Source organism: Pseudomonas sp. K5002 (assembly GCF_013386655.1).
In the GTDB taxonomy this organism is placed as follows: domain Bacteria; phylum Pseudomonadota; class Gammaproteobacteria; order Pseudomonadales; family Pseudomonadaceae; genus Aquipseudomonas.
The window spans coordinates 1-482 of the sequence record NZ_JACARK010001630.1; the positions used below are offsets into that span (position 1 = coordinate 1).

Annotated in this window: 1 protein-coding gene; it reads right to left on the reverse strand. The window is 66.0% G+C overall.

Features of this window, described 5'->3' with window-relative positions:
* Positions 1–482 (reverse strand): hypothetical protein (locus HX846_RS38375; RefSeq protein ID WP_178967599.1); only part of this gene is annotated, 482 nt, incomplete at both ends.

The window sequence follows — 482 nt, forward strand, 5'->3', positions numbered from 1 at the left end:
GACGAACACCAGGTCCCGCAGGTCGACCCACACGTCATTGTTGATCAATTGCCCGCCGTCACGGTTGGCGGGCGCGTCGCGCTGTTCGTTGCCTTGCACGTTGATCTTGATGTTGTTGGCTTCCATCGCCACCTTGACGCCAATCGCGCCGGCCACGTCGATCATCGCGCCGTCACGCACCAGGCTGCGCTGGCCGGCACTGACCGCCACCTGGCCGCCGGTGGCCAGGGTGATCGAGCCTTTGCGCAAATCCACAGTGCCGCCGCTGACGATCTCGATCCGCGACTGGTCGGTGCGGTCGGCCACCGCGCTGAGGTTGTTGAACTGGCCGGTGATCAGGTTGGCAGGCAAGCCGTCGAGCTTGATCAGGCCGTTGTCCTTCTGGCTGTTGAGGGCGGTGCTGCCGCTGGCGTCCAGCAGGATCGCCGTGGTACTGCCCTCGCCCAGGGTCACGCTGGCGCTGGTGTCGCTGGCGGCGTTGA